This is a genomic window from Methanoculleus caldifontis, assembly GCF_032842345.1.
In the GTDB taxonomy this organism is placed as follows: domain Archaea; phylum Halobacteriota; class Methanomicrobia; order Methanomicrobiales; family Methanoculleaceae; genus Methanoculleus; species Methanoculleus caldifontis.
The window spans coordinates 611183-630563 of the sequence record NZ_WBKO01000001.1 but is presented as its reverse complement, the minus strand read 5'-3'; the positions used below and the strand labels follow the sequence as shown (position 1 = coordinate 630563).

The 19381-nt window shown below is 65.1% G+C and carries 24 protein-coding genes; 14 read left to right on the top strand and 10 right to left on the bottom strand.

Going from position 1 to position 19381, the window contains the following annotated elements; all coding sequences use genetic code 11:
• Positions 1–74: 74 nt before the first annotated feature.
• Both F8E02_RS03280 and cofH (F8E02_RS03275) read left to right on the top strand, forming a co-directional pair.
• Positions 75–743 (top strand): S26 family signal peptidase, encoded by a 669-nt coding sequence (locus tag F8E02_RS03280; protein ID WP_317064026.1) that lies wholly within the window; start codon positions 75–77, stop codon positions 741–743.
• Between the two features lie 28 nt (positions 744–771).
• Entirely contained in the window at positions 772–1860 is a 1089-nt protein-coding gene (gene cofH / locus F8E02_RS03275) for a 5-amino-6-(D-ribitylamino)uracil--L-tyrosine 4-hydroxyphenyl transferase CofH (RefSeq protein WP_317064025.1), read from the top strand.
• A gap of 29 nt (positions 1861–1889) precedes the next feature.
• On the opposite strand, the gene F8E02_RS03270 is transcribed toward cofH (F8E02_RS03275), so the two are convergent.
• The gene (locus F8E02_RS03270) at positions 1890–2204 is read right to left on the bottom strand and encodes a DUF1805 domain-containing protein (protein WP_317064024.1); all 315 of its coding nucleotides are present in this window, start codon (positions 2202–2204) and stop codon (positions 1890–1892) included.
• 116 nt (positions 2205–2320) lie between these two features.
• Here F8E02_RS03270 and cofH (F8E02_RS03265) point away from each other — a divergent pair, with 116 nt between their 5' ends.
• Both cofH (F8E02_RS03265) and F8E02_RS03260 read left to right on the top strand, forming a co-directional pair.
• Positions 2321–3409, top strand: coding sequence for a 5-amino-6-(D-ribitylamino)uracil--L-tyrosine 4-hydroxyphenyl transferase CofH (gene cofH / locus F8E02_RS03265; protein ID WP_317065141.1), 1089 nt, complete (start codon positions 2321–2323; stop codon positions 3407–3409).
• Between the two features lie 125 nt (positions 3410–3534).
• Positions 3535–3696: a DUF1328 family protein gene (locus F8E02_RS03260; protein ID WP_317064023.1), complete on the top strand. Its 162-nt coding sequence runs from the start codon at positions 3535–3537 to the stop codon at positions 3694–3696.
• 140 nt (positions 3697–3836) lie between these two features.
• Here the strand turns inward: F8E02_RS03260 and F8E02_RS03255 are convergent, their stop codons facing one another.
• The 3 genes from F8E02_RS03255 to F8E02_RS03245 are packed head-to-tail and all read right to left on the bottom strand — an operon-like array spanning position 3837 to position 5435.
• Positions 3837–4388, bottom strand: coding sequence for a flavodoxin family protein (locus F8E02_RS03255; RefSeq protein WP_317064022.1), 552 nt, complete (start codon positions 4386–4388; stop codon positions 3837–3839).
• Complete coding sequence (locus F8E02_RS03250; RefSeq protein ID WP_317064021.1) at positions 4385–4840, bottom strand: GIY-YIG nuclease family protein; 456 nt, start codon at positions 4838–4840, stop codon at positions 4385–4387. Before F8E02_RS03250 ends, F8E02_RS03255 begins: the two co-directional genes overlap by 4 nt.
• Positions 4833–5435: an MBL fold metallo-hydrolase gene (locus F8E02_RS03245; protein ID WP_317064020.1), complete on the bottom strand. Its 603-nt coding sequence runs from the start codon at positions 5433–5435 to the stop codon at positions 4833–4835. Before F8E02_RS03245 ends, F8E02_RS03250 begins: the two co-directional genes overlap by 8 nt.
• Before the next feature lie 25 nt (positions 5436–5460).
• Between F8E02_RS03245 and thiC the strand changes: the two genes are divergently transcribed.
• A complete protein-coding gene (gene thiC / locus F8E02_RS03240; RefSeq protein WP_317064019.1) occupies positions 5461–6753 on the top strand; it encodes a phosphomethylpyrimidine synthase ThiC in 1293 nt (430 codons plus the stop codon).
• A 277-nt stretch (positions 6754–7030) separates the two neighbouring features.
• Here the strand turns inward: thiC and F8E02_RS03235 are convergent, their stop codons facing one another.
• Positions 7031–7438, bottom strand: coding sequence for an arsenate reductase ArsC (locus F8E02_RS03235; protein WP_317064018.1), 408 nt, complete (start codon positions 7436–7438; stop codon positions 7031–7033).
• Between the two features lie 275 nt (positions 7439–7713).
• Positions 7714–8097 carry a 5-(carboxyamino)imidazole ribonucleotide mutase gene (gene purE, locus F8E02_RS03230; RefSeq protein WP_317064017.1) on the bottom strand — a complete coding sequence of 128 codons (384 nt, stop codon included), beginning with the start codon at positions 8095–8097 and terminating at the stop codon, positions 7714–7716.
• A 134-nt stretch (positions 8098–8231) separates the two neighbouring features.
• Here purE and F8E02_RS03225 point away from each other — a divergent pair, with 134 nt between their 5' ends.
• From F8E02_RS03225 to F8E02_RS03210, 4 genes are read left to right on the top strand one after another with little or no spacing between them, the layout of a single operon-like run.
• The gene (locus F8E02_RS03225) at positions 8232–9362 is read left to right on the top strand and encodes a pyridoxal-phosphate-dependent aminotransferase family protein (RefSeq protein ID WP_317064015.1); all 1131 of its coding nucleotides are present in this window, start codon (positions 8232–8234) and stop codon (positions 9360–9362) included.
• Entirely contained in the window at positions 9359–9820 is a 462-nt protein-coding gene (gene ribC, locus F8E02_RS03220; RefSeq protein ID WP_317064014.1) for a riboflavin synthase, read from the top strand. Before F8E02_RS03225 ends, ribC begins: the two co-directional genes overlap by 4 nt.
• A 58-nt stretch (positions 9821–9878) precedes the next feature.
• Positions 9879–10286, top strand: a complete 408-nt coding sequence (gene ribH, locus F8E02_RS03215) for a 6,7-dimethyl-8-ribityllumazine synthase (RefSeq protein ID WP_317064013.1) — start codon at positions 9879–9881, stop codon at positions 10284–10286.
• Positions 10283–11413, top strand: a complete 1131-nt coding sequence (locus F8E02_RS03210; RefSeq protein ID WP_317064012.1) for a pyridoxal phosphate-dependent aminotransferase — start codon at positions 10283–10285, stop codon at positions 11411–11413. The genes ribH and F8E02_RS03210 overlap by 4 nt, the downstream gene beginning before the upstream one ends.
• A gap of 21 nt (positions 11414–11434) precedes the next feature.
• On the opposite strand, the gene F8E02_RS03205 is transcribed toward F8E02_RS03210, so the two are convergent.
• Positions 11435–13090, bottom strand: a complete 1656-nt coding sequence (locus F8E02_RS03205) for a tetratricopeptide repeat protein (protein WP_317064011.1) — start codon at positions 13088–13090, stop codon at positions 11435–11437.
• 161 nt (positions 13091–13251) lie between these two features.
• Between F8E02_RS03205 and radC the strand changes: the two genes are divergently transcribed.
• The 5 genes from radC to F8E02_RS03180 all read left to right on the top strand — a co-directional run bounded on the left by radC (position 13252) and on the right by F8E02_RS03180 (position 17895).
• Positions 13252–13953, top strand: coding sequence for a RadC family protein (gene radC, locus F8E02_RS03200; RefSeq protein WP_317064010.1), 702 nt, complete (start codon positions 13252–13254; stop codon positions 13951–13953).
• A 328-nt stretch (positions 13954–14281) separates the two neighbouring features.
• A complete protein-coding gene (locus tag F8E02_RS03195; RefSeq protein WP_317064009.1) occupies positions 14282–14938 on the top strand; it encodes a Yip1 family protein in 657 nt (218 codons plus the stop codon).
• A gap of 1 nt (position 14939) precedes the next feature.
• Positions 14940–16076: a COG1361 S-layer family protein gene (locus F8E02_RS03190; protein ID WP_317064008.1), complete on the top strand. Its 1137-nt coding sequence runs from the start codon at positions 14940–14942 to the stop codon at positions 16074–16076.
• A gap of 5 nt (positions 16077–16081) precedes the next feature.
• The gene (locus tag F8E02_RS03185) at positions 16082–16753 is read left to right on the top strand and encodes an ABC transporter ATP-binding protein (RefSeq protein WP_317064007.1); all 672 of its coding nucleotides are present in this window, start codon (positions 16082–16084) and stop codon (positions 16751–16753) included.
• Positions 16750–17895: an ABC transporter permease gene (locus F8E02_RS03180; RefSeq protein ID WP_317064006.1), complete on the top strand. Its 1146-nt coding sequence runs from the start codon at positions 16750–16752 to the stop codon at positions 17893–17895. Before F8E02_RS03185 ends, F8E02_RS03180 begins: the two co-directional genes overlap by 4 nt.
• Positions 17896–17898: 3 nt before the next feature.
• On the opposite strand, the gene F8E02_RS03175 is transcribed toward F8E02_RS03180, so the two are convergent.
• Genes F8E02_RS03175 through F8E02_RS03165 form a run of 3 tightly spaced genes read right to left on the bottom strand, consistent with a single transcriptional unit; the run spans position 17899 to position 19315 of the window.
• Entirely contained in the window at positions 17899–18153 is a 255-nt protein-coding gene (locus F8E02_RS03175) for a hypothetical protein (RefSeq protein WP_317064005.1), read from the bottom strand.
• Complete coding sequence (locus tag F8E02_RS03170; protein WP_317064004.1) at positions 18146–18820, bottom strand: DUF2953 domain-containing protein; 675 nt, start codon at positions 18818–18820, stop codon at positions 18146–18148. Before F8E02_RS03170 ends, F8E02_RS03175 begins: the two co-directional genes overlap by 8 nt.
• A 21-nt stretch (positions 18821–18841) precedes the next feature.
• Positions 18842–19315 carry a spore germination protein GerW family protein gene (locus F8E02_RS03165; RefSeq protein ID WP_317064003.1) on the bottom strand — a complete coding sequence of 158 codons (474 nt, stop codon included), beginning with the start codon at positions 19313–19315 and terminating at the stop codon, positions 18842–18844.
• Positions 19316–19381 lie beyond the last annotated feature (66 nt).

Genomic DNA, 19381 nt, shown 5'->3' with positions numbered 1-19381 from the left:
TCTTTTCACGCCCTGCCGCCCGCATGGATGCGGGGGAGAACCTATGTAGGGGTAAATAGTATTCTCTTTAAGCAATGTCGGATACCACCTGGCTGCAACGTGCAGCATCGGGGCTCGCGGCGTTCCGGGAGAGCGAGAACCCGGTCGTCTCTCTCGCCCGGGACCTCCTCTGGGTCGTTGCGGTCGTGGGCGGTATCGCCCTCGCCCTCTACCTCATCGCCGGGACCTGGCCGGCGGTGGTCACGATCGAGTCCGAAAGCATGGTCCCGAACATGAACGTCGGGGACCTGGTGCTCGTCGTCGACGAGGACCGGTTCGGCGGGCTGACGACCTGGGACGAGGGGCGTCTGGCCGGGCATTCGTCCTTCGGGGACTACGGCGACGTGATCGTCTACCGGCCGAACGGGGCCGACTCCGTCCACCCGATCATCCATCGGGCGATGACCTACGTCGATACCGCCGCCGTGGAGGAGTCGGGGCTCGCGGAGTACTATACCAATCCACATGGCGGCTACATCACCAAAGGCGACAACAACCCCTACATCGACCAGGGGAATCTCCGGATCGTGGGCGTCGGCGTGGTCGAGCCGGTGCAGAAGGAGTGGATCGTGGGCAAAGCCCTCGTCTCGGTCCCGCTCGTGGGTTATCTCCCCCTGCACCTCGCCGAGTTCGCCGTCATCGTCATCGTCGTCATCCTCATCCATGATTTCGTCCTTGCCCGGCGTAAAGGGAAAGGAGAATAAATCCCTGATTGCAATAGAGCTGTCAACCATGCCGTCTTCGCTGCATGATCTACTTCGCGATACGCTCGCCGGCCACCGGCTCACGGAGGAGGAGGCCGTACGTCTCTTCGAGACGCGCGGCCGGGGCGTCTGGGAGATCGCCGCCGCCGCGGACGAACTGCGCGAACAAAAGGTCGGTGACGTCGTCACCTACGTCCGGAACCAGAACATCCACGTCACCAACATCTGCAAGAACCTCTGCGGGTTCTGCGGGTTCGGGCGGCGGGCGGGCGACCCCGGGGCGTTCCGCGACGACCCGGAGACCATCCGCCAGAAGGCCCGGACGGCGATGGCGCGGCGTGTCACCGAGATCTGCCTCCTCTCCGGGGTGCACCCGGAGTACACGCTCGACTCCTACGTCGACCTCATCTCCAGCGTGCGCGAGGAGGCGCCTGGCGTGGATATTCACACCGCAAGCCCGGACGAGATCGCCTGGGCTGCCGGGCGGAGCGGTATCTCGACCGTCGAGGCCATCGCCCGGCTCCGTGAGGCGGGGCTCGGAACCCTCCAGGGAACGGCGGCGGAGATGCTGGTCGACGACGTCCGGAAGGTGATCTGCCCGAACAAGTGCGACACGGCGACCTGGGTCCGGATCATCAAGGAGGCGCACACCATGGGCATCCGCTCCACGGCGACGATCATGTACGGCTCCTGCGAGGGCGAGGCGGATCGCGCCCGGCACCTCGCGATCCTCCGCGAGATCCAGGACGAGACCGGCGGGTTCACCGAGTTTGTCCCCCTCTCGTACCTCCACGAAAAGACGGCTCTCTTCCGCGCGGGGCTTGCCCGTCCCGGGGCGACCGGCAGGGAGGACATCCTGATGGTCGCGGTCGCCCGGCTCTTCCTCGACAACTTCGACCACGTTCAGGTCTCCTGGGGGAAGGTGGGGACGAAGATGGCGCAGGCGGTCCTCCTCTCCGGCGCCGACGACCTCGGCGGGACGATGTTCTGCGACGACGTCTCGGTCGACGCCGGCGGCGAGGGTGCCGACTACCTGGACCCCGCTGAGATGCAACGGATAACAGGCGACCTCGGCCGGACGCTCCGGCAGCGGACGACGCTCTACGAGATGGTGTGACCCGGTTTTCGACCGGCCTTCGGCCGGGCTCACATCCTGTTCAGGGCCTCTCTTCCTGAGATCCCGATATCGACGCGGCGCTGCACCGCCGGGAGGTTTGCCGCCTTCACCTCGGCATCCATCAGGCTGTCGAGGTCCTCAAGGGTGGATTCCGAGGCGCCGACGATCGCCGCAGGAACGCCGACGTTTGCCAGCGCCTCGATATCGAACCCGTCGGTCCCGATCATTCCCTCGTCGGTCACCCAGGCCATCAGGCTGGCCTCTCCGACCGGGATGACGTAGCCGAATGCGTCCTTATAACTGAGCCTTGTGCGCTGGTGGCATAGGATCTGCTGTTGAGCCATGGCTGTCGGGATACCTCTGAGAGTAATAAGTGTATGCACCACCGGGGCGCGCGCCCGAAGGTTATTGGCCTGGCCCGCTCCAAATGAGAGTATCCCTGCCGGGATGGGCGAAGATGATGGGATCGCCACTACGAGAACTGCTTGACGACGTACTTGCCGGCCACCGGCTCACGGAAGAGGAGGCTGTACGTCTCTTCACGACGCGCGGCCGGGGCGTCTGGGAGATCGCCGCCGCCGCGGACGAACTGCGTGAGCGAAAGGTCGGGGACGTCGTCACCTACGTCCGGAACCAGAACATCAACGTGACCAATCTCTGCGTGAACGCCTGCGGGTTCTGCGGGTTCTCGAGAAAGCCCGGCGACGCCGACGCTTACCGTCACGACGAAGCCGTGGTCCGGGAGAAGGCCCGGACGGCGCGCGAGCGGGACGTGACCGAGGTCTGCACGGTGAGCGGCCTCCACCCGGAGTTCGACGCCCAATCCTACATCGATATCTACTCCTGGATACGCGATGAGGCGCCGGAGGTCCATATTCACGCGAGCAACCCGATGGAGGTGGCCTATGCTGCGAAGAGGAGCGGCATCTCCACCCGTGAGGTGCTCGCCGCGATGCGGGATGCGGGGCTCGGCACCCTCTGCGGGACGGCGGCCGAGGTCCTGGTCGATGACGTCCGGAAGGTGATCTGCCCGGAGAAGATCGATACGGCGGCCTGGGTCCGGATCATCCGTGAGGCGCACGCCCTCGGGATCCGCACGACGGCGACGATCATGTACGGCCACTGCGAGAGCGAGGCGGACCGCGCCCGGCACCTCGCGATCCTCCGCGAGATCCAGGATGGGACCCATGGATTCACGGAGTTTGTTCCGCTCTCGTTCATCCACCCCGATACCCCTCTCTACCGCGCGGGGCTCGCACGGCCCGGGGCGACCGGGCGGGAGGATATCCTGATGTTTGCGGCTTCAAGGCTCTTCCTCGACAACCTCGACCATATTCAGGCCTCGTGGGTGAAGCTCGGGACGAAGATGGCCCAGGTGGCGCTCCTCGCCGGTGCCGACGATCTCGGGGGGACGATGTTTGAGGAGAGCATCTCCCGGGGTGCGGGTGCCCGGGACACCGACTACCTGGACCCGGCCGAGATGCAACGGATGGCCGGGGACGTCGGGCGGACGCTCCGGCGTCGGACGACCACCTACGCTATCGAGTGATCTCTGGTGGTGACCGGGCTGCCCCGCCGCGGTCCTACGATTTATTTCCGGATAATTATAAATACCCTTGAATCGAGTATGGCTCCTCAACGCCGGCGGGTGCCGGCGATTGGGAGGAGAATGGTATGTTAGGCGGTGGTCTTGTAGGCCTTGCAATCCTCTTCTTCATACTGGCACTTGTCTTTGCCTTACTTGGAGCACGAGGCGTTGCAGGGATGTCTATGTCGGTCGCGAAGTGGCTGGTTATCATCTTCATCATCCTCGCGATCATATCGCTGCTACTCTGACTGTAGCCGGGCAGGGAGAGACTCCGGGCATCCGGTGAGGATACCGTGTCTCTTTCCCTGAAACACCCTGCCCGTAACAGGGGAGGGTCACGAGAGAGGCTCCGTCAGACCGTCATCCGGTGATGAGGGGCTCCGGGCTCTCAGTCCTCCGGCCGGAGGTACCTGACGATTGTCTTTGCAACCCGGGCGGCGCTCTTCATCGCCTGCTCGTCTTTCCTGACATCTCCCGGTGCATAGCCCCTGCCGCAGACATAGCCCAGGTACGAGAACTCGTGAGCGTTCAAGAATCCCTCGATGGTCGCAAGCGCCCGTTCCCCTCCCCGGTCGGCGCAGACGGCGACGGCAACCGCCCTTCTTCCCGAAAGCCTTCTGTCGTGGAAGAGAGAGTAGGTCCGGTCGATCAGGTTCTTCGTCTGGCCGTTGATGTCATAGTAGTAGGTCGGGGCGCCGAGGATCAACACCTCGCAGTCGATCATCTTCTGCGCCACGCCGGCCCAGTCGTCGTTCTCCGTCACGCACCACTTCGCGTCCCTGCAGGCCTCGCAGCCGGTGCAGGGCCGGATGTCCAAATCGGCGAGCGAGACATACTCGGTCTCGATGCCCGCCTCCTGCACCCGGTCGAGGATGGCGGTGACGAGCATCGCGGTGTTGCCGTTCTTCCGCATGCTTCCGGAGATGCCGAGAACATTCATACCCTATGCTCGCACCCCTCGTTCTTGATTCTTGTGATCCGGGCATCGAGGTCGAGGTCGTGGAGGCGGGCGAGGATCTCCGGGACCGGGTCGCCGGAGCGGTGGAAGAGGTGCGAGGGGCAGGTGCAGTCGCTGCACCCGAATCCCGGCACGGACGGGCCGCCGAGGGCGCGGGCGAGGGCGCACTCGAAGTCCCGGTCCGTCGCGGCGGTGACGACGGCGGCGGGGGTGAAGTGCGGGGAAAGAAGGAGATAGTCGATGTGCCACCGGGGAGGGCGGTCACGGCGGAGGGCGAGCCTCACGTGCCGGTCGGCCCGGGCGAGCCCGCCGCTTCCCAGCGCCGACCCGATGTAGACGTGCCGGCCGGGTGCAAACTCCTGTGGTCCCAGGGCGCCGATACGGACCGTGCAAGGGAAGTTCTCGAGGACGAGGGCGTAGATCCCTTTATGCATAGAACCGGAGCGCCTCGACAGCGGCCGCGATATGCCTCCCGCCGCCCCGGGCGACGGGCTCCCCGTGGCCGGGGTAGAGGCCCTCGACCTCCAGCGTCGCGAGGCGCTCCAGGGACGCCGCGAGCGCCTCCCGGTCCCCGCCGGGGAAGTCGTAGCGCCCGAAGGACCCGCCCGTAAAGACGGTGTCGCCCGAGAAGAGCACCTTCTCCTCCGGGCCGTAGAGGCAGATCCCGCCCGGGGTGTGGCCCGGCGTGTGGATGACGCGAAGGCCGCCGACCCGGTCGCCGTCGTGGAGGATGGTGTCGGGGGAGATTCCGGGCGCCCGGGCCCCGAAGAGCATCGCGAGGCACCGCGTATCGTCGGTGAGGCCGAGGGCGTCCGCTTCGTGGATGCAGATGGTCGGATCACCGCATAGCCGGGCGATCTCCCTGATATGGGCGATATGGTCGTAGTGAGCGTGTGTGATGACGATCGTCTCGATCGTCTTGGCATACGGCTCCACCGCCATCGGGAGAACGCCTGCATCCACGAGGACGTTTCCGTAAACGAACGAATTGGCGTAGGTCGCGTCGCTTGCAATCCACCGGACTGGCATGCAGACTAATATGGCTTCCGGACAAATGGTTCTTATGCACACCCTGATCTCCGCATGCCTGCGTGGCGTCCCCCCTGAAGTGGAGACGATCGCCCGTGAGGAGGGTCTCGTCCCTCACCGGGCCGCGCGGGCCGTCGCCCGTGGCCGGATTGTCATTCCAGCAAACCCCGTACGGCCGCACCGGCTCTGCGCCATCGGGGAGGGCTGCAGGGTGCGGGTCAACGTGAACGTCGGGACGTCGGGAACCCGGTGCGACGAGGACCTCGAGGTCGAGAAGGCGCAGGCGGCCCTCCGGGAGGGCGCGGATGCCCTGATGGACCTCTCGACCGGGGGCGATCTCGTCCGCATCCGGCGCCGGATCCTCGAACTCGATACGACCGTCGGGACGGTCCCGATCTACGAGGCGGTCCGGCGGGCGGGGGCTGCCGCGGACGTCGACGCCGACCTGCTCTTTAAGGTGATCCGGGAGCACTGCCGGCAGGGCGTGGACTTCCTGACCCTGCACTGCGGCGTGAACCGCGACGCCCTCGCCTCGCTCCGGATCGATCCCCGGACGATGGGCGTCGTCTCCCGCGGCGGGGCCTTCCACGTCGCGATGATGGCCGCGACCGGTGAGGAGAACCCCCTGTACGCCGAGTACGACTACCTGCTCGAGATCCTCTCCGAGCACGACGTGGTCGTGAGCCTCGGCGACGGGATGCGGCCGGGCGCCCTCGTGGATGCCGGCCGCCTCGCGAAGTCGACCGAGTACCTGACGCTCGGCCACCTGGCGCGGCGGGCGCTCGCCGCCGGGGTGCAGCGGATGATCGAGGGGCCGGGACATATCCCTGCCGACCAGGTCGGCTACAACGTCCGGATGCTCAAGGAGCTGACCGACGGCGCCCCGCTCTACCTGCTCGGCCCGCTCGTGACCGATGTGGCGCCGGGCTACGATCACGTCGTGGGAGCGATCGGCGGCGCGCTCGCCTGCATGCACGGCGCGGACTTCCTCTGCATGGTCTCGCCGAGCGAGCACCTGGCCCTGCCGGACGTCCGCGACATCGTGGAGGGGACGCGGGTGGCGAGGATCGCGGCGCATGTCGGGAACCTCTCCCGCGCCGCCGGGAGCACGAAGAACCGCGAGGTGCGGATGGCCGAGGCGCGCCGGGCGCTCGACTGGGAGAAGCAGTTCGAAGCGGCGCTCGCTCCCGAGGAGGCCCGGCGCATTCACGAGCGGGACGGGGAGATCGAGACCTGCTCGATGTGCGGCGACCTCTGCGCCGTCAAGATGGTGCGCGAGATCCTTGATGTGCCGCCGGAAGAGCGGATGGAGCCGTGAGTTTTCCGGGCCTGGAACACTCTCTCAGCGATCGTACCACCATCATCGCTTCGTGTAAGTTGATTGTTGCAGGTCGCGGTGCAGTCTCACGCGAAGTCGCGAAGGGGACTGTCAGCACTCTTATAGCGAACTTCGCGTTCTTCGCGGCTTCGCGCGAACTATCGGGTGCGGATGGCGATACAGTCTCACGCGAACGACGCGAAGCCGCGAAAGGGAGTTGCCAGCGATCGCAGCTGACTTCATGCCTTCGAAGACCTGTGGTCTTCTCAAACTCTGTTCACCCAAACTGCCCGTCGATCCACGCGGTTATCGCGTCCCGGCTTCGCCGGTAGGCCGCAAGCACTTTATCCCCGGTCCCGGTGGCCCTGGCCGGGTCCGGGAAATCGGCATGAAGCGTCTCGTTCGTCCAGGGAAACATCGGGCAGACGCCCCCTGCGCAGAGCGCGACCACGTAGTCCATCTCTTTTCCGTCAAAAAGGCTGAGATCCTTTGCCCGTTGATCCGCGATCCCGATCCCGATCCCGATCTCGTCCATCACCTGTACTGCCAGGGGATCGAGGGCGGTCGGAGCGATCCCCGCGGAGCAGGCCTCATAGCGGTCGCCGTAGCGGGCGCGGAGATACCCCTCCGCCATCTGGGTCCGGGCAGCGTTGTTCGTGCCGATGAAGAGGACTCTCTGTTTCATGACCCTCCCTTCACGGCCGGGTGGAAAAAGGTTGTCTGTGGTTTCCATGGCTGGCTCGCGCGAAGCCGCGAAGAATGCGAAATTCGGTATGGGTGGACACTCGCCTTCGCGGCCTCGCGCTCTTCGCGTGAGGCTGTACTGCTCCTCTATACCGAAAAACTCGCGCGAAGCCGCGAAGAACGCGAAGGCACCTTAAAAATCCTCTCATTTTCGGGACTTCGCGGCTTCGCGCGAGATGTGTACCGGCCCGGCGAAAAAAGGCTACCTCAGGCGCTTCACGCGCCGAGGATCCGGACCGCGAGGAGTGCGGCGTTCTCGCCGTTATCCACGCCGACACAGGCCACCGGGACGCCTCTCGGCATCTGGACGATCGAGAGGAGGGCGTCAAACCCCATCAGTTTCCCGCTCACCGGGACGCCGATCACGGGCCGCTCCGTCTTCGAGGCGACCACGCCGGGGAGAGCCGCCGAGAGCCCGGCGATCGCGATGAAGACCCGCGCATCGCTTGCCTTCACATACTCGTCCAGTCTCTCGGGGTCCCGGTGCGCCGAGATCACCTGGTAGTCGTAGGGTACCTTGTACTCATCCAGGACCGCAAATACCTTCTCCGCGACGGGGGTATCCGAGGCGGAACCGCAGATCACCGCGACATCAACCATATCCACACCGGTATGCCCCTGCCCCCTCATCTCTTTACCGGTCTCGCATGGTGGTGAGGTTGATATGAGTCCACATCCAAGTTGCTTGCAGGAACTGCGTCTATCCACGACGAGACGATAATGGACTGATCTACATGGAAAACGAACCGCTCCTTATGATCCCCGGCCCCGTGCCCGTTCCGCAGCGGGTACGCGCCGCCATGACGCGGCAGGCCATCAACCACCGCGGCCCCGAGTTCGGCGCCGCGTACGCGGAGACTGTCCGGATATTAAAGACCCTCTTTGGCACCGCAAACGAACTCTACGTCATCAGCGGATCGGGCAGCGCCGGGATGGAGGCCGCGGTCGCGAACTTCGCCAGGGACAGAAAGATTGTCTCGCTCGTGAACGGAAAGTTCGGCGAACGCTTCGGTAAGATCGGTGAGCGCTACGGCAACGTCACCGTCCTCAACTCCGAGTGGGGAACCCCGGTCGACCTCGCGGCCCTCGAGCGCGAACTCGAGGCCGGTGCCGAGGTCGTCACCATGGTCCACAACGAGACGAGCGCCGGGATCAGGAACCCCGCACCCGAGGTCGGAAAACTTGCCCGGAAGCACGACGCCCTCTTCATCATGGACGGGGTCACCTCCATCGGCGGCGACGAAGTTCTGATGGACGAGTGGGGCGTCGATATCGCCGTCGTCGGGTCGCAGAAGTGCCTCGCGGCTCCCGCGGGTCTCGCCGCCATCGCCGTCAGCGACCGCGCCTGGGGCAGGATCTGCGAGAAGCGCCCCTTCTACCTCGACATGGCGGCCTACAGGAAGAGCGGGAAGGGCACCCCGATGGAGACCCCCTACACCCCGGCGGTCCCGCTCTTCCTCGCGCTCCACGAGGCCTGCAAAATGATCGACGAGGAGGGAGTACCCGCCCGTATCGCCCGCCACCGCAGGATGGCCGACGCCGTCCGCGCCGCGGCGAAGGGATGGGGCGTCGACCTCTTCCCGACGCTCGATGCGCACCACGCCTACTCGAACACCGCGACCGCGATGCGGATCCCCGACGGTGTCACCGACAAGGACCTCCGGGGGACCGTCAAGAAGTTCGGGATCGAGATCGCCGGCGGCCAGGACCACCTCAAGGGTAAGATCTTCCGGATCGGCACCATGGGCGGTGTCGGGGCTCAGGAACTTCTCGCCACCCTCGCGGCCGTCCAGTTCACCCTCAAAAAGTCCGGGGTTGCGGCCGGCGACGGCGTCGAGGCTGCCGCTGAGGTGCTCCTCGGATGAAGATCGGGATCGCCGACACGACGTTTGCCCGGATCGACATGGGCAGGATCGCCGCCGACGAGATCCGGAGGCACGCGAGCGTCGGGCTCGAGCGTTACGTCGTCCCCGGCATCAAGGACCTCCCGGTGGCATGCAAGAAACTGATCGAGGAGCGGGGGTGCGACCTCGTCATGGCCCTCGGAATGCCCGGAGGAGCCGAGAAAGACAAGGTCTGCGCCCACGAGGCCTCCCAGGGCCTCATCCTCTGCCAGCTGATGACCAATAAGCACATCATCGAGGTCTTCGTCCACGAGGACGAGGCGAAGGACGCAAAAGAGCTCGCCTGGCTGATGGAGCAGCGGACCCGCGAGCACGCGGTGAACGCCGTCCGGCTCGCCCTCCGCCCGAAGGACCTCGAGAAGCTCGCCGGGACCGGCCAGCGGCAGGGGTTCGAGGACGTCGGGCCCGCCCGCCCCTGATGCAAAAAAGCGATGATTATCAGTATCCGGTGCGAGTACTATCACGGGAAGGATTGACATGACGATAAGACTTGGATTCGTCGTCGCGGAGTTCAACCGCGACATCACCTACATGATGGAGATCGAGGCCAGGGAGCATGCGGGCTTCCTCGGCGCCGAAGTAGCCGGGACGATCTACGTCCCCGGTGCCTACGACATGCCGCTTGCGATCAAGAAGCTGCTCAAGGACGAGAGCATCGACGCGGTCGTCACGATCGGGTGCGTCATCGAGGGTGCCACCCAGCACGACGAGATCGTCGTCCAGCACGCGGCGCGTAAGATCATCGATCTCTCCCTCGAGTTCGGCAAGCCCGTCTCCCTCGGCATCTCCGGGCCGGGAATGACCCGGATGGAAGCGACCGAGCGTATCGACTACGCCAAGCGTGCCGTCGAATCGGCCGTGAAGATGGTCCAGCGATTGGGATGAAAGGCCTCTCGGAGAAGATTGCGGCCATCGCCCCCTCCGCGACGATCGAGATCTCGAACGCCGCAAAGAGGATGGCGCAGGAAGGCGTCGACGTCATCAGCCTCTCCATCGGGGAGCCTGACTTCGACACCCCGGTCCACATCAAGGACGCCTGCATCGAGGCGATCAGGCGGGGCGAGACCCATTACGCGCCGAGCACCGGGATCCCGGCGCTGACGAAAGCGATCGCGGAGAAACTCAACCGGGAGAACGGCATCCCCGCAAAGCCCGACGAGGTGATCGTCACCTGCGGCGCGAAGGACGCTATCTACGAGGCGATGGAGGCCGTCCTGAACCCCGGCGACGAGGCGCTCATTCTCGACCCCGCGTGGGTCTCCTACGAGCCCTGCGCGCAGCTCGCGGGTGCCGCCGCCCGGCACCACGCGCTCTCTGCGGAGACCTTCCAGGTCGACGACAGCCTGCTCGAGGCCGTCGGCCCCCGGACGAAGATGATCGTGGTCAACACCCCCTCGAACCCCTCCGGCGCGGTGTTAAACGGGGACTCGCTCCGGCTGGTGGCGGATATCTGCCGCGACCACGACCTCTATGCGCTCTCCGACGAGATCTACGAGAAACTCGTCTACGGGAAGGAGCATATCTCGCTTGCCTCCCTTCCTGAGATGGCGGAGCGGACGATCACCGTCAACGGGTTCTCGAAGGCCTACGCGATGACCGGGTGGCGGATCGGCTACGCGGCCGCTCCCCGGTCGATCGTCCGGCAGATGGAGAAGGTCCAGCAGCACACCATCTCGAGCCCGACGACGTTTGCGATGTTCGGCGCGGTCGCGGCACTCGAGGGCCCCCAGGACTGCGTCGAGTCGATGCGCCGCGAGTTCGAGCGCCGGCGCGACTACCTCATCCCGGCGCTCCGCGACCTCGGCTACGCCACCGCCCCCGCGGACGGGGCGTTCTATGCCTACGTGAAGGTCGAGGGCGACGACATGGCGATCGCCCGCTCCTGGCTCAGAGATGCCCATGTGGCGGTCACCCCGGGCGCCGCCTTCGGCACCCCCGGCTGGCTCCGGCTCTCCTACGCGACCTCGATGAAGAACCTCAAAGAGGCCGTGGAACGGATAGCGCGGGTCTGACGACCCGCCTCTTTTTCCCGGTCAGGACCGTCCCGGCAACCGCTTCAGCCGCTCGTAGCACCTGACCGCCTCGGCGGAGCGTTCCAGGTAGACGAGTGCCATCGCTTTTCCCTTGAGTGCCTCGGCGTCGTCGGGGTTCGCGGCGAGGGCTCTGTCGTAGCAGCCGATCGCCTCCTCGCAGCGCTCGAGGATGACGAGGGCGTTCCCTTTCATGGTCCAGACCTCGTTCCGCACGGGATCGACCTCCAGCGCCCGCGTGTAACAGGTGACGGCCTCGCTGTAGCGCCCGAGAATGAAGAGTGCAAGGCCTTTACTGTACCAGGCGCCCCCGTTTTCCGGGTGGGCCAGGAGTTCGCGGTCGTAGCAGACGAGCGCCCGATCGTAGTGCGAGAGGACCGAGAGGACGCTCGCCTTGTTGCTCCAGACCCGGGGGTTCTCCGGGTCGATCTCGAGCGCCCGCTCGTAGCAGACGAGGGCTTCCTCGTAGCGTTCGAGCCGGTAGAGCACGTTGCCGTAGTTGTTCCAGGCGACGGCGTTCTCCGGCGTTGCCCGGACAACCGCCTGGAAGCAGGCTGCCGCCATCGCGTAGTCGCCGAGGGCGTAATAACTCTCGCCCCGGTAGTAGGCCGCATCGGCGTGATCGGCCCGGAGCCTGAGCACCTGATCGAAGCATTCTATCGCCTCCCCGTAGCGCTTCAGGATGAAGAGGACGCGGCCTTTCTGGTGCCACGCATCCGGGTCGGCCGCGCCCTCCCTGAGCGCCCGGTCGAAGCAGACGAGCGCCGAGTCGTAGCGCTTCAGCTTCTGTAACGCCGTGCCTTTATTGCACCAGATCTCCGCACGGCCCGGCCGGATCCGGAACGCCCGGTCGTAGCAGTCGATCGCCTCCTCGTAACGCTCCAGGCTCTGGAGCGCCCGGCCCCGGTTGTACCAGGCATCGGCGTCGTCGGGCCGGAGGCCGAGCGCCCGGTCGAAGCACCCCACGGCCTCGTCATGGCGCAGCAGCGCCGCGAGCGTGCATCCCCTGGCGTACCAGGCGTCGGCGCGGTCCGGGTCGATGACGACCGCCCGGTCGTAGCTCGCGAGAGCCTCTCTGTGCCGGGAGAGGATGGCCTGGATCGTTCCCCTGGCGTACCAGGCGGTCGCGTTCTCGGGGTCGAGCGCGATGACGCGGTCGTAGCACTCGACTGCCCCGTCGTACCGGCGTTCGGCTGCGAGCGCCGTCCCCCGGGCGAGCCAGGCCTCGATCCTGCCCGGCTCGATGGTGACGACCCGGTCGTAGCAGGCGACCGCGTCGGCGGTCCGGCCCATGTTCCTGAAGGCGTGCCCCCGGACAAGCCAGGCACCCGCGGAGTCAGGGGCGAGTTTCACCGCCTGACCGCAGTAGCCGGCCGCCTCCTCATACTCCCTGAGGTCATAGAGCGCCTGTCCCCGGGCGTACCAGAAGCTGGCCGAGGTCGGATCGATCCGGATGGCCTGATCGAAGCACTCGGCTGCCTCCCGGTGGCGCCCGCCGAGGGCCAGGGCCCGGCCTTTGCGGTACCAGGCGGTGGCGGCGCCGGGGTTCAGGCCGACCGCCCGGTCGTAGCACTCGGCGGCCCGGTCGTACTGCCCCTGCCGGCAGAACGTCTCTCCCTTCCTGTACCAGGCGTCGGCACTCCTCCAGGGAAGCTCCATTTTGTGAGTCATAGCGATGGCCGCTGAAAAGGGTTTCGATATGGATCAGGTAGCCTCTCCTTGCCGGGGGCGAAAACCTTTCTCCCGCATACCTCTTCCCGGCGCCGGGTCGACCCGGCATCCGGGATCGATTGGCAACCTATACATGCTCCGGGTTCTAAATGGAGAGTCGGGATACCCCTGCAGCCGGGATGATCATGAAGAGGATGCGCGAACTCCCCAGCCACGACCGTCCACGCGAGAAACTGGCGGAACGGGGACCGGAGGCGCTCACCAACCAGGAGTTGATCGCTCTTCTCATCGGGAGGGGCACGAAGGGACGGGATGTCTCGCAGGTCGCCGGCGATGTCGTGCGCTACCTGGACGGGAACGGGGGCGCCCCCTCGTACGACGGGCTCCTTGGGATAGAGGGGGTCGGCTCCGCCAAAGCCTGTGAGATCATGGCCTGTTTTGAGATCGGGCGGCGTTACCGGGGAGAAGATCTGTCGGGGCACCGGATCACCCGCCCCGAAGACGTCCTCCCGCTGGTTGCGGAGTGGCGGGACAGAAAGCAGGAGTACTTCTTCTGCATCACCCTCAACGGCGCCGGGGAGGTGATCGAGCGCCGGACCGTCACCGTCGGGATCCTGAACCAGAGCCTGGTCCACCCCCGGGAGGTCTTTGCCGAGGCGATCACCGACCGTGCCGCCTCGGTCATCCTGGTCCACAACCACCCGTCGGGAACGCTCGACCCCTCCTCGCAGGATATCGGCATCACCCGGCAGCTCGTCGAGGCCGGCTCGATCCTCGGCATCCGGGTGCTCGATCACATCATCGTCACGAAAAAAGGTTACGCGAGCCTCAAAGAGCTCGGGCACCTTTAATCCCGGAGACGCCTCTTCGCATGCGGTAACCGCTCATCCCGGACTCCCGGACGAATTAGCGTCGCGCATCCCGGAGCGGGCCGTTTTCGATCGGAAAAGTTATATTTTTCTAACACATTGTTAGATATACATAACTCGGAAGCGATGAGAACGCGATACGGATGTACAGTGGGAGCGGTGTTCCGGCAAGGCCGGACCTATCTCCTCGTTCTGGCTGAATTTCGCCGGAAATCTCGTGAAATGTCATGATTTATCCGGAATCCGTTGCAGTCATCCAGAAAAGGTTTATGGCTTCTCATCTGCCACGAGTATATGAGGCACACTTATCATGGAAGCTGGATTTCTCCGGGTGCTGCTCAACCCCGGGCGTTTCTTTGAAGCGCGTATGCAGGAAGAGCCGAGTCTGAAGGTTCCGGCGCTGATCGCGCTCGTCATCGGTGTTATCGGTGCGGTCTCGGCGGCGCTGGTGGCAAACATGTTCATCGGGTTCCTCCCGGCAGAGGCGCAGATCTTCGGGCTGATCGGGGTGATCCTTGCCGCGGTCTTCGGCGTCATCGGGGGCTTCGTGATGTGGATCGCCTTCGGGATCGTCTTCTACCTCATCTCGATGGCATTCAAGGGCAAAGGATCGTTCAAGAGGACGCTGGAGGTTACGGGCTACGGGTTCCTGCCCCAGGTCTTTGGGGGTATCATCGGGGCGTTCTTCTCCTATCAACTCATCTCGAAGATAACCATCCCGGTCGCAACGAGCCCCGAGCAGATCGCGGAGTTCTCCGAGAGCATAGCGAGCGCACTGGTGGCGGACCCCCTTGCGCAGATCGCCGGACTCGTGGGCATCCTCTTCATGATCTGGAGCGCGAACATCTGGGTATTCGGTATGAAATACGCAAGGAGCCTCTCCACGCGGGACGCGGCCCTCACCGTCGGGATACCCGTCGGGCTCTACATCCTCTACTCACTCACCACACTTGCCGGATGGCTGTAACATGAAATCTCTTTACCTGTGTATCATAGCACTCATATGCACCGTCGCCGCGGTCGCCGGCCCGGCCTCCGCCGGCCCGGCCGACATCACCGTAGTCTCCTCCTCGCTTGAACCCTCCGTCCTGATGAAGGGCGACACCGGGACGCTCACGGTCGTGATCCAGAACAACGGCGTCGAACCTGTCGCCATCAAGAGCGCCCGGCTCTACAACGACGGGGTCGTGGCCACGAGCGACCCCTACCCGTCGGTAGGAGAGATCGGCGCACGGAACAACAAGACGTTCACCTTCACCGTCCGGGCGAGCGGCGGGGAGGGGACGTTCTATCCCACGTTTATCCTTGACTTCCGCGACGGCGGCAGCCTCCGCTACCCGATCCCGGTCCAGGTCGAGAACACCCCGCTCAGCGCATCGGTGATCGCGAAGCCGGACGCCTTTGCGGAGGGTAGGACGGCCGATATCATCGTCAGGGTCGGCAACCCGCGCCCGAACGCCGCTTCAGGCGTCCAGGTCGTCCCGCAGGGGACGGGCTTTGCCGTCACCCCGACCGGCGGGTTCATCGGGGCTCTCGCTGCCGACGGTTCGGCGACCGTCGGGTTCAACCTGACCCCGGCAACGGAGGCCGACGTCACGTTCCAGGTGGTCTGGCGCAACGGCATCAACACCCACACCACCGATCTCGTCCTCCCCGTCACCTTCGGCGAGGACAAGCGGCAAGCCGACCCGGTCGTCACCAACGTCGAGGTCACTCCCATCGCCGGGGGCTACCGGATCGTGGGCGACGTCATGAACGCCGGGCTTGAGGCCGCCCGCTCGGTCCTGGTCAGCCCCGGTGCGCCCGCGACGCCCACCGACCCCTTCCGTGTCTACGTCGTCGGGACGCTCGACCCCGACGACATCTCCTCGTTTGAGGTGACGTTCCGCGCCGACGCAGGGACAACGGAGGTCCCGGTCGTCGTCGAGTACCGCGACAACGACGGCAACCGCTATACGGCGACGACGATGGTCGAGGTAGGCAGGGTTGCAGCGGCGCCGGTGAACGAGCAGGACGGCAGCCTCCCGATCGCCGGCATCATCGTCGTCGCGCTTGTCGCGCTCGGAATAGCCGGTGCTATCTACTACTCCTGGAGACGGACGTAAGAACGATGCCGGTCATCAGTTTCGAGAGCGTCACGAAGGTCTATCCCCTTCCCGCCGGCGACGTCGTGGCGCTCGCCGGGGTCGATATCGCCATCGAGCAGGGCGAGTTCGTCCTGATCATGGGGCCGTCGGGGTCGGGGAAATCGACCATCTTAAACATCATGGGATCGCTCGACGTCCCGACCTCCGGAGAGGTCACCATCGCGGGAAAAAATATCGGCAGGATGGACGACGATGAACTGACTCTCATGCGACGCGACCACATCGGGTTCATCTTCCAGCAGTTCAACCTGATCCCGCTCCTCTCCGTGGTCGAGAACGTCGAGTACCCGCTCATCCTGAAAGGCGGGCGAAACGGGTCCCGCGGACGGGCCGAGGAGGTCCTCAAGGCAGTAGGGATCGCTGAATCCCACTTCACCCATAAACCCGGCCAGCTCTCCGGCGGTCAGCAGCAACGGGTGGCGATCGCCCGGGCGCTCGTCAACGACCCCGACTTCCTCCTCTGCGACGAGCCGACCGGCAACCTGGACTCTAAGACCGGGACCGCGATCATGGATCTTCTCGACCGGATGAACCGCGAGGAGGGTAAGACGATCGTCATGGTCACCCACGACCCCCGTATGACGGAGTACGCCGACCGGACGATCCGGCTCGTCGACGGGAAGGTGGCAACATGACCTTCTTTGATCTTGCCCGCCGAAACGTCAGCCGCCACTGGCTCCGATCGACCCTTGCGGTCATCGGGATCGTCATCGGCGTCATCGCGATCGCCTCCCTCGGCATCATGGGCAACAGCATCGGCCTCATGTTCGGCGACATGGTCAGCGACGTCGGCGACACCATCATCGTCTCCCCGGCGATGGGTACCGGCGGCGGCAAACTCACCGAGCGGCAGGTGGCCGATATCACCCGCGCGATCGGCTCGAACGTGGCGATACCGTTCTCAAGCACTGCCGATAGGATAGCCGTGGGCGATAAGGAGAGCGCCGCGATGATCTACGCGATCCCCGCCGGGGATATTCCCTCTCTGCTCAAAGTGGAGTCGGGGTCCTACCCGAAGGAGACCGGCGCCGGATGCCTGATCGGGAGCCAGCTTGCCGCGAACAGCAGGGAGAACGGCCTGAAACTCGGCGCCCGGGTCAGGATCGGCGGCGAGACCCTCCGGGTGGTGGGCGTGCTCGAGGAGCGGGGGATGGGGTTTGATATCAACCCGGATTACGCCATCATCGTTCCCTACTCCTGGTACTCGAACCACTACAATGAGGAGGACTATGACCAGGTCATCGTGAAGGTCCGGGACGTCAACGATATCGATGCGGTCAAGGAGTCGATCGAGCAGAGGATGAACCGGCGCGAAGATACGGTCAACGTCATGGACACCCGGGGGATCCTCGAGAGCATCTTTGCGGCCGCGGACTCGATCACGGTCTTCCTCTCGGGCATCGGCGCGATATCGCTCATCGTCGCCGGGGTCTCGATCCTGAACGTGATGCTGATGTCGGTGACGGAGCGGATCAAGGAGATCGGCGTCCTACGGAGCATCGGCACCCGCCGGAGCGAGGTGATGCGGATGTTCATCTACGAGGCCCTCCTCCTCGGTCTTGCGGGCGCCGCCATCGGGGGAGTGCTCAGTTTCGTCACCGGGTATGCAGTGACGGCGGTCTTCGTCGGGAACCCGGACTACCTCTTCAACCCGACGAGCCTCCTCTACATCGTCTTCGGGATGGGGTTCGGCGTCCTCACGAGCGTGGCTTCCGGTCTCTACCCGGCATGGAAAGCGGCGCAGTTAAACCCGATCCAGGCGCTGCGCCACGAGTGACGCCTACCCGGCACACCCTTCTTTTTGACGCTCGATATCGTCGCGGAGCGTGCTGACGATCTCCCTCGTTGCCGGGGGCGCACCGGGGAAGAGCATGAGGTACTCGCCGTCTCCCTCGGTAACGAGGAGCGCGACCGGGATCAGGCTGACCGCGGCTGTTTTCCCCGCACAGACCGTGAAGACCCTGACGATGGGGATGACGCACCGGCCGTCGACCCTGCGGCCGCTGCCGACGATGAGATCGGCCTCTTCAGACACCGACAGCACCTCTTCCCGATACCTGGCGGAGCCGCTCTCTGACCGGCCTCTGCAGAAGAGCCCGCACGACCGGGATCAGGATCAGGAGCGGGCGGCGGATCTGCAGCCGGAGCAGAACAGCGCCTTCGAAGACCTCCCGGTCGAAGACCGGAGTCATCACGAAGTCGATCGCGTCCGCCGGCCAGAGGGCGTAGCGAACGGCGGTGCAGTAGCCGTAGACGGTCCCGGTAGTGGCGGGGCTTTCGAGGCCGAGGGTGATATCCCCCCAGAGCCGCTCGAGGTAGAGGGACCGGAAGAAGGCGGCGATGATCTCTTTGACGTGGGGCCAGAGGTCCCCGGCGGCGCTGAGGTACTCGCTTGTGGAGAGAGCGGGCCGCCGTTCCTTCTCCTCTCTCTCCTCAGGCGGGGAGGGTTTTGCCATCTCCGCGAGGTCGCGGGTCATGACCGGGCGGCCGGCGAGGAGGATCTCGACCACCTGGAGGTCGCCGGTAACCCGGACCCGCACCCCCACGATGCCCCAAGTTACGGTTGCCTTCGCCCGGGCGCTCTCCCGCGTGCAGTCGGTTGCCGCTTCAACGGTCACCGGGACCAGGTAGAGGGCAAGCAGAACGAGGAGGAAGATGACGGCAACGGCCAGCAGGACGAAAAAGAGAAGTGTCGCGGCCATGGAGAGGAGGACGAGAGGGGCTTACGCCTCTCCCTCGCCGCTGACCGGGATCTCGGTCCCTTCTTTCTGTCCCTGCGATCCCTTGCCTTTCTGCTGCATCATCTCCGGGGCCTTCTGCACGATCTCCGAGCCCTTCTCGAGAACCTGTGAGATGTGCGGGCCGACCGTCTCCCCGATCGTCGTGATCACCTCTGCCATCTGGCTCTTCTTCTTGAGCGAGATCACCTGGATGCCGTCAGGACCGGTGACACCTTTCGTGACGACGACCAGAGCGACGGCCGATATGCCTCCGCCGCCGCCGGTCCCGGAACCACCGCCCTGGTGGCCCATTTTATCCCCTCCGGAGCCTTCTCCGCCGCCGAACGCAAACCCGAATTCGGCGATCGGTATGATAACCCGGTCGCCGGTATCGATCGGGGCACCGAGGATCGCGCTCGCGCAGAGTGTTCGTGCAAGCTGATCGACGGTTATCTGAAGCATTGATTCGCCAGTCACACCATTCACCACAGGTATTCCAGTCTGCGGCCTCATATATAATTGTTTGGGTCTGCCGGCGGCCGG